Source organism: Rathayibacter tanaceti (assembly GCF_001634385.1).
In the GTDB taxonomy this organism is placed as follows: domain Bacteria; phylum Actinomycetota; class Actinomycetes; order Actinomycetales; family Microbacteriaceae; genus Rathayibacter; species Rathayibacter tanaceti.
Genome location: NZ_LIIN01000128.1, coordinates 1 through 7,839, shown reverse-complemented (window position 1 = coordinate 7,839; position 7,839 = coordinate 1). Strand labels below are relative to the sequence as shown.

Here is a 7,839-nt window from a genome sequence, read left to right as displayed (position 1 = left end):
GCCCGCGGAGCGTGTGGCTGCGCCTCCGACCCCGCCCGCGCCCCCCGTCGAGCGCCCCCGCCTACGGAGAGACCTCGAGCGGAGCGGCGACCGGCTACGGCCAGACCGCCTCGGGGCAGTACCCCCAGCAGCCGGCCGCCGCGGAGCCGCAGCAGAGCTACGGACAGCACGCGCAGCAGCCCTCCGCGCAGCAGCCGTACGGCGAGCAGGTTCCGCAGCAGCCGTACCAGCAGCCCGCCTACCCGCAGCCCTCGCCTTCGGCCGGCGCCGCGCCGCAGCAGCGCGATACGAGCATCGTCACCGCCACTCCGTGGATCTGGGTCGTCGTGCTCCTGCCCCTGCTCTCGGCGCTCTCGATCTTCCTGCTCCCGCCGAGCGCGATCGTGGACTCGTCGATGTCCTCGACCTACGGGCCGCGCGCCTCCATGGGGATGTCCACCGCCTACTTCGTCGGCCTCGGGGTGCTCCAGGTGGTCGGTTTCCTGATCTACGCCGCCGAGGTCGTGTTCGCCTTCCTCGACTGGCGCCAGCTCAAGAGGGCCGGCCTCCAGCGTCCGTTCCACTGGGCGTGGGCCTTCCTCGCTGCTCCGTACGTCTATGTGATCGGCCGGAGTGTCATCGTCAAGCGCGTGACCGGCGGTGGTCTGCTGCCGCTCTGGGTCTTCCTCGGAGTCGTGGTCGTCTCGTTCGTCATCGCGATCGGCTGGGCCGCCGCTCTCTTCACGGAGTTCTCGCAGACGTTCTCGCCCACGGGCTTCTGATCCGTTCAGCGCCGACCACTCGGACGGGGGCCGGTCCGCGGACCGAGGTCACGGCAGGGAACCGGGTGCACAGCCCGGCGCCGGTGATCGTCCGGATCTCGCGAGAGCAGCGTGCCCGGCACCGGATCGACGGCGGGCGCGTCCCCGCCGCGGCGGACGCGCCCGCCTGATCGGGCGCCGCTCAGCAGGTGAGCGCGCCGCCGATGATCCCGGAGAGCATTCCGCCGGTCGCGGTGACGATCGCTCCCGCGCCGGTGATCGCGCCCATCACCCCGCCGGTCGCCGCTCCGCTCACGCCGCTCCCGGCGACGCACTGGCCCCACTCGTCCGACGCCCAGTCGCTGTCGAGGTGTTGGCCGCCCTTGGTCGTGCCGGACGAGTCGTCCGCGGCGAAGTGGAAGGTGACGGTGTCGGAGTCGTCGATCGACCAGTGACCCGAGACGGTGCGGTCGCGGCCCACCTCGATCCGCTCGGGGAGCGCCTCGGAGGTCTCGGATCCGTTCGTGAATCCGACTCCGCCGCCCGTCAGCTCGACGATCCGCGTGCCGTCGGTGACGTCGAACGTCACCGTGGACGCGGATCCGCCCCTCGCCTCGAGATGCACACTCCTGCTCGCCCCGTCGTTCCCCGGCTCCGCCTGCGCGGTCTGAGCCGTGAGCAGTGGCACCGCCAGCAGAATCGCCATGGCGGCGATCAGCGCCGTGCTCGTCGTCGTTCGTTCCCTCATCGTTCCCTCCATCGGGTTCCGATCCAGGAGGAGGGGTCAGCGCGGACGGTCGAGGAGAACGAGGGCGGCGGCCGCCACCACTGCAGAGACGGCAGCGTTGACGACCACGTTCCACGGATCCTCGGCGCCCACTGCGATCGCGACTCCGCGGCCGGCGAGCACACCGACGAACATGATCGGCAGCATCAGCCAGATGCGCCGCCTCCGCCGTGCCGCCGTCTCCGCCTGCTCGCGATCACTCATGCTCCGCCCTCCCGGAATGACCATACACGTATGGAATACCCTTTCGGTGAGTAAATGTCGAGGGCGTGGCACGATCCATCAGGGCTCGCTGCGCTGGATGAGGCGCGAGAGCACGATCGCCGAGCGGGTGTGGTCGACGTTCGGCGCGATCCGCACCTTCTCCAGGGCGAGCTCGAGGCTCGGGATGTCGCGCGAGCGGATGTGCACGATCGCGTCGGCCGAGCCGGTCACCGTGCCGGCGTCGACGACCTCTGGGACGGCCGACAGGATGCGACGGAGCTCGTCCGGAGCGACGGTGCCCCGGCAAAACAGCTCGACGTACGCCTCCGTCGCCATGCCGTCGACCGCGGGGTCGACCTTGATCGTGAAACCGCGGATCACGCCGTCGGCGACGAGGCGGTCGACGCGGCGCTTCACGGCGGAGGCGGAGAGGCCCACGACTCCGCCGATGTCGCCATAGCCCGCTCGGGCGTTCTGGCGCAGCAGATCGAGGATCTTCCGATCGATGTTGTCCATCCCCCGAGGATACGGGCGGGCGGGCGCGCTGCCCGCCGGTGTCGGTGGCCCGCTGGAAATTAACCTCGCTCGGCTATATAGTTGCAGTCGGTCAATAGTTGATCCGGGTCAACTAGAACCGCCGTCGTGCCGAAGAGGAGCCCATGTCACACCCCGAACACCGCGCCGCAGCGCGCGGAACAGCCGAACGCCACGCCCCCGCCGGGCCGGACGGCGCCATGTCCCACCGCCAGGTGCTCGAATCGCTCAGCGGACTCCTGTTGGGCATGTTCGTCTCGATCCTCGCGGGCACGGTCGTCTCGACCTCGCTGCCCCGGATCATCTCCGACCTCGAGGGCGACCAGAACGCCTACACCTGGGTCGTGACCGCGACCCTGCTCGCGACCACGGTGTCGACTCCGCTCTGGGGCAAGTTCGCCGACCTCTTCGACCGCAAGCTGCTGATCCAGCTCGCGCTCGGTCTGTTCGTCGTTGGATCGGCGTTGGCCGGCTTCTCGCAGGACACGAACACGCTCATCGTCTTCCGCGTGTTCCAGGGCCTGGGCGCAGGCGGCCTCGCCGCGCTGAGCCAGATCATCATGGCCGACATCATCAGCCCCCGAGAGCGCGGCAAGTACGCCGGCCTCTTCGGCGGAGTGATGGCGATCGGCACCGTCGGCGGCCCGCTCCTCGGGGGCGTCGTGACCGACGCCTTCGGCTGGCGCTGGAACTTCTTCATCGCGATGCCGGTCGCGATCGTCGCCATCGTCCTGCTCCAGATGACCCTCCGCCTGCCCGCGCAGCCGAAGCGGAAGGTGAAGATCGACTACCTCGGCGCCGTCCTGATCGCGGGTGGAGTCTCGCTCCTGCTGATCTGGGTGTCGCTCGCCGGCAAGAACTTCGAGTGGGCGTCCTGGGAGACCGTGCTCATGGTCGGCGGAGCCGTCGTCCTGCTCGTCGCCGCGGTGATCACCGAGCTGACCGTGGCCGAGCCGATCATCCCCCTCGGGATGTTCGCGAACCGCACCTTCAGCCTCGCCGTCGTCGCGAGCATCTCGGTCGGCGTCTCGATGTTCGGCGTCGCGGTGTTCCTCGCGCAGTACATGCAGCTCGCCCGCGGAGCCACGCCGACCCAGTCGGGACTGCTCACCATCCCGATGATGGCCGGCCTGCTGATCTCCTCCACGATCTTCGGAGGCGTCATCTCGCGCACCGGCAAGTGGAAGGCGATCATGATCAGCGGCGGCGTGCTCGCGGTCGTCGGCACCTTCCTCCTGAGCACGCTGCGCTACGACACCGATCTCGTGCTCGTGGGTGTCTACATGGCCGTGCTCGGTGCCGGGCTGGGCATGCTGATGCAGAACCTGGTGCTCGTCGTGCAGAACTCGATCGAGGTGAAGAACCTCGGAGTCGCGACCAGCGCGGTCACGTTCTTCCGCAGCCTCGGCGGCACCGTGGGCGTCTCGGTCCTGGGGTCGATGCTCGGCACCGTGATCGCCGACCACATCACGACCGGGATCGCCGGCCTCGCGCCGGCCGATCAGGCCCTCGCCGCGCAGGCGCTCGGCAGCGGCACGATCCCGCAGCCGGCTACCCTTCCCGACGCCGTGCGCATCGTGGTCGAGAGTGCCTACGGGATCGGAGTGGGCGACGTGTTCCTGTACAGCATCCCGCTGGCCCTCGTCACGCTGATCGCCGTGATCCTGCTGCCCAATGTCGACCTCGGCTCCAAGAATGCCGTCCAGCTGAAGGCGGAGCCCGCCCGCACGATCCAGGACGCGGAGGACGCGCTGATCGCCGCCTCCGACGGGCAGGCCGGGCTGCGTCCTGTCGGCCAATCGCGTCCGACCGGCTCGGTCGACGTGATCGAGCGGCGCTGATGCCGGCTGTCGCGGCCTCGGTCGGGGCGCTGCTCGAGGTCGAGGAGCGGATCACCGCGCTCGCCCTCCAGGTGCGCGTCGCCGTCCGGGACGCGGCGGCGTCGATCGACCCGACGCTGCCGCCCTTCGGCCTGCGGCTGCTGCGGATGCTCGAGCGCTGCGGTCCCGTCCACTCCGGCGCTGCGGCCGAGCGTCTCGGCGTCGATCGCAGCGCGATCAGCAGGCAGGCGCGCCAGCTCGCAGGACTCGGCCTGATCGAGATGGCGGCGGATCCCTCCGACGGTCGCGCTCGATTCCTCTCGCTCAGCACCGCGGGGTCCGCCCGGATCCGCGACCTCGGCGGGCGTCAGAGGCAGCGGATGCAGGAGGCGCTGAGCACCTGGCCCGAGGAGGATCTGCGCGCCTTCGCGGGATACCTGGAGCGGCTGACCGCGTCGAGCTGAACGGCCGACTCGTACTGAGGTGCGATTCTGCGCCAGACGTCGGCGGCGGGATCCGATCGCCTACTGTTCCTGAGTAGTGCTCGCTCCGGGGGTGGACATGTCGACGATTCCGTTCGTCGAAGCGGCAGCGACGACGTTCGCGCGGGCGCTCGTCACAGCCGCGCTGCCCGAGGTGATCGGGAACCTGGAGGGCGTGCCCTACGGGGCGCGTGCCCGGGCGAACGAGAGCGTGCTCCGGGCGAGGATCGCGGTGCTTGAGGAGGAGCAGCACGCGCTGCTCCGGGGTGTGGCGGGGCCTGGCGAGAAGGACTTCCGGGAGGTATCGGTGCAGCTCAGGGCGCTGCAGAACATCGCGGACTCGTTGGAGGAGATTCTCGGAGGGGCGAGCGCTTCCTGATCTCCCTCACGGACGATCATCCCCCTCTCGCCGCGGTCTCGATCGGCGATCTGGACACCGCGACGAGCGTGACCTATGCGGTGCCGGGGATGGGGCAGACGACGGACAGCATTTCGATACGGGTGCGGCTGCGGGGACGTATCGGATCGGTGCGGTCGCGCGGTGTGCTCCGGGTTATGCGGCGGGGATGTCGCGGGAGGACAATGCGCAGCGTGAGGCGGGTGTTGTTTTTCCCGGTGATGAGTGGGTTCGAGAGAAGCCGAATCCGCGGAAGCAGCCGCCGACGCCGTCTGCCGCCGCAGGGTGACCTCTGGTCGTGTCGAGGGTGTCGAGTCGCGGTGGCGGCGGGTCGACGGACGGTCTCCGAGGCCGAAACGCGGATCCACGTATCGGCGCGGCGCGCCAGCTCGCGTCGACGATGGCCGGGTGCTGCCACTCGAGGACCCGCGCCTCCCGGGCGGGCACGCCTCCGAGGCGCTCGCCGACCTCGTCCCCGACGCCGGCGCCCTCCAGCCGACCAGGCGCCGTAGTAGGCCTACAGCTACTCCGGTGTCGCGGCGGAGCGGCCCGAGTGGGAGCTGCGCGCATTCGCGGGGTACCTGGAGCGGCTGACCGCGGGCAATGGGCGGGCGGCGCGGACTGGTGCGGTCCGCATCACATCTGCGTCTGCGTCGCGGAGTGGCGGCTCCCCGTGGCGCGGAATGCGCGGCGTCCCGCGCCAGCCGCGCGCTCTGCCGCGGCCGCCGGTTTACTGTTCCGAGATATTCTCACTCGAAAGGCGATGATGGAGTTCCCCTTTGACGATGCAGCGGCGGTGGCCCTCGTCGACGCCGCTGAGCGGGCGGCCGTCTCGCTCTCGACCCAGGGCCTGCTGCGGTCCGCCGCCATCGAGTACGCGCTCCGGGAGTTCCGGGGCGCCTACTCGGAGCTGTTCCGGCAGGTCTGCCGCTGCGAGGCAGACAATCGCAACCGGCTGAGCGGCGAGCTGTACGGACTCGCCGACACGGTGCGGCTCGTCGCAAGGCTCGCCGCGGAGGAGCGTCGACGCCGCGAGGAGTACGCCGCCTGGGAGCAGCGAGCGGCCGAGCGCGAGGAGCAGCGTCGTGCCGATCCGGTGGCGGCCCTCGCGGCCGGGGTCGATGAAATCTTCGATCGGCCGCCCTCCGACCAGCCGATCGTGCCGCCGCCGATCTGCGCGCTGTTCTCCCCGGACTCGGCGAGCCGCACCTCTGTCGGCGGGGCTGCCGTGGGAGGCGCGACTTCAGCCGACCCCGAGCACCTGGACGTCTTCGTCTCCGAGACCCGGCAGGCCAATGAGTCGATGCGGTCGCGGCTCGAGGAGCTGATGACAGCCTGGGGAGCGTTCCGCAATCACTGCCCGTGGGCGCCGGTCGAGTCCTTCTCGGTGCTCCGGGGCTTCCGCGAGCTGCTGTCGATCGGCGCGGCCGATGTGAGCTGGGTCGAGCAGATCTCCCTTGCTTTCGCCGCCGCCGGGGGAGGAGCGCTCTCGACTCCTGTTCTCGACGTCGTCGGCACCATCGCGCGGCCCCTCGGTGGCCGGAGCCTGCTCGACTCCCTCGCGACGCTCTCGGCCGACGACCTCGCGACGCTCCTCGCCTCATCGCCCGACCTCCCGGCGCGGCTCGGACGGCTCGCGCCGGCTCTCGTGAACGAGTGGTGGCGGAGCCTCGACCCGACCGACGGTGCGCCGTTCTCGCCGCAGCAGGAGGCGCTGGTCGCCGGTCTGCCGGAGGTGATCGGGAATCTCGAGGGGGTGGCCTACGGCGCGCGGGCGGAGGCGAACGAGAGTGTGCTCGTGGCGCGGATCGCGGCGCTGGAGGGCGAGGCCGCGGGACTGCGCGGGGAGGCGAGCGACGGTGCGGCGGAGCGGCTGACGGCGGTGCGGTCGCAGCTGGCGGCGCTGACGAACATCCGGGCGTCACTGTGGGCCAAGTCCGGCCGGGCGCCTCGTTTCCTCATCTCCCTCACCGATGACGAACCTCCGCTCGCCGCCGTCTCGATCGGCGATCTCGACACCGCGACGAACGTCACCTACGCCGTCCCCGGGATGGGGCAGACGACGGAGGGCATGACCCAGTGGACGAAGGCGTCGCAGAACCTGCAGTCGCTGCTCCCGCCCGGCAGCGCTGTCGTCGCCTGGATCGGCTACGAGACTCCGCCGATGCCGGAGGACGGCTTGGAGGTCCTCTCCTCGACGGACGCCGTCGCGGGCGGCGCCGCTCTGGCCTCGGCCGTGCAGGGGCTCTCAGCGGTGCGTGGCGACGACATCCCGAAGCCGAACGTCGTCGCGCACTCCTACGGCAGCACCGTCATGGCGGCCGCCGCCTCGCGCTCCGACGTCGACCTCGGGGTCGTCGTGACGCTGGGCTCGGCCGGTCTGCCGGACAGCGTCGACGAGGCGAGCGACCTGCATGCCGAGGCCGTCTACGCGGGCCAGGCGCGATCGAAGCTCGTAGGCGAGACCGAGAGCGGCGACGAGGCCGCCTGGATGGGCAGGGAATTCAGCACGGATCACCACACGAATCCTGCCGACGAGGACTTCGGAGCGCAGGTCTTCGGAGTCGAAACGGGGGGCGAGGCGGGCCGCGTCGTCACGAACCATGATGTTCTGAAAAGCGATGTCGGTGATCTCGCGGGATACCTCGACGAGCAGACCGAGTCCTTGAGGAACGTCGCGCGGGCCGTCTCCGGGCGGGCGGATCTGCTGACTGAGAATCGCCCACTCGGTCCTACCGATTTCCAGAAGAAACTGAGGCAGGCCACTGATGGCGCATACACGCTGTAACCGGCGGAGAGGTGTCGCACTGATCCCCGCTGTTCTGTTGGTGGTGACGGTGTCCGCGTGTGCGGGAGAGAGTGAGGGGGCGGGTCC

General features: G+C 70.3%; 8 protein-coding genes. 5 read left to right on the top strand and 3 right to left on the bottom strand.

Features of this window, described 5'->3' with window-relative positions; genetic code table 11:
• Positions 1 to 761, top strand: a 761-nt coding sequence (locus tag ACH61_RS17975) for a hypothetical protein (RefSeq protein ID WP_201787611.1), incomplete at its 5' end; no start/stop codon positions are given.
• A gap of 181 nt (positions 762 to 942) precedes the next feature.
• Here ACH61_RS17975 and ACH61_RS12885 read toward each other — a convergent pair.
• From ACH61_RS12885 to ACH61_RS12875, 3 genes are all read right to left on the bottom strand, one after another.
• Positions 943 to 1,488 carry a hypothetical protein gene (locus ACH61_RS12885; protein ID WP_132504984.1) on the bottom strand — a complete coding sequence of 182 codons (546 nt, stop codon included), beginning with the start codon at positions 1,486 to 1,488 and terminating at the stop codon, positions 943 to 945.
• A gap of 36 nt (positions 1,489 to 1,524) precedes the next feature.
• Positions 1,525 to 1,731: a hypothetical protein gene (locus ACH61_RS12880; protein WP_068212654.1), complete on the bottom strand. Its 207-nt coding sequence runs from the start codon at positions 1,729 to 1,731 to the stop codon at positions 1,525 to 1,527.
• Between the two features lie 78 nt (positions 1,732 to 1,809).
• The gene (locus ACH61_RS12875; RefSeq protein ID WP_068212651.1) at positions 1,810 to 2,247 is read right to left on the bottom strand and encodes an Lrp/AsnC family transcriptional regulator; all 438 of its coding nucleotides are present in this window, start codon (positions 2,245 to 2,247) and stop codon (positions 1,810 to 1,812) included.
• Between the two features lie 218 nt (positions 2,248 to 2,465).
• Here ACH61_RS12875 and ACH61_RS12870 point away from each other — a divergent pair, with 218 nt between their 5' ends.
• The 4 genes from ACH61_RS12870 to ACH61_RS12855 all read left to right on the top strand — a co-directional run bounded on the left by ACH61_RS12870 (position 2,466) and on the right by ACH61_RS12855 (position 7,752).
• On the top strand, positions 2,466 to 4,106 hold the full coding sequence (locus ACH61_RS12870) for an MDR family MFS transporter (RefSeq protein WP_068212648.1): 1,641 nt from the start codon (positions 2,466 to 2,468) through the stop codon (positions 4,104 to 4,106).
• Positions 4,106 to 4,549, top strand: a complete 444-nt coding sequence (locus ACH61_RS12865) for a MarR family winged helix-turn-helix transcriptional regulator (RefSeq protein ID WP_068212638.1) — start codon at positions 4,106 to 4,108, stop codon at positions 4,547 to 4,549. Before ACH61_RS12870 ends, ACH61_RS12865 begins: the two co-directional genes overlap by 1 nt.
• Positions 4,550 to 4,646: 97 nt before the next feature.
• On the top strand, positions 4,647 to 4,946 hold the full coding sequence (locus ACH61_RS12860) for a hypothetical protein (RefSeq protein WP_153038868.1): 300 nt from the start codon (positions 4,647 to 4,649) through the stop codon (positions 4,944 to 4,946).
• Positions 4,947 to 5,727: 781 nt separating this feature from the next.
• Positions 5,728 to 7,752: an alpha/beta hydrolase gene (locus ACH61_RS12855; RefSeq protein WP_158286106.1), complete on the top strand. Its 2,025-nt coding sequence runs from the start codon at positions 5,728 to 5,730 to the stop codon at positions 7,750 to 7,752.
• Positions 7,753 to 7,839 lie beyond the last annotated feature (87 nt).

What these genes read in the sequence shown, in the direction of transcription:
- ACH61_RS12885 (WP_132504984.1), bottom strand. Translation starts at nt 1,488, where the DNA reads ATGAGGGAACGAACGACGACGAGCACGGCGCTGATCGCCGCCATGGCG.
- ACH61_RS12880 (WP_068212654.1), bottom strand. Translation starts at nt 1,731, where the DNA reads ATGAGTGATCGCGAGCAGGCGGAGACGGCGGCACGGCGGAGGCGGCGC.
- ACH61_RS12875 (WP_068212651.1), bottom strand. Translation starts at nt 2,247, where the DNA reads ATGGACAACATCGATCGGAAGATCCTCGATCTGCTGCGCCAGAACGCC.
- ACH61_RS12870 (WP_068212648.1), top strand. Translation starts at nt 2,466, where the DNA reads ATGTCCCACCGCCAGGTGCTCGAATCGCTCAGCGGACTCCTGTTGGGC.
- ACH61_RS12865 (WP_068212638.1), top strand. Translation starts at nt 4,106, where the DNA reads ATGCCGGCTGTCGCGGCCTCGGTCGGGGCGCTGCTCGAGGTCGAGGAG.
- ACH61_RS12860 (WP_153038868.1), top strand. Translation starts at nt 4,647, where the DNA reads ATGTCGACGATTCCGTTCGTCGAAGCGGCAGCGACGACGTTCGCGCGG.
- ACH61_RS12855 (WP_158286106.1), top strand. Translation starts at nt 5,728, where the DNA reads ATGATGGAGTTCCCCTTTGACGATGCAGCGGCGGTGGCCCTCGTCGAC.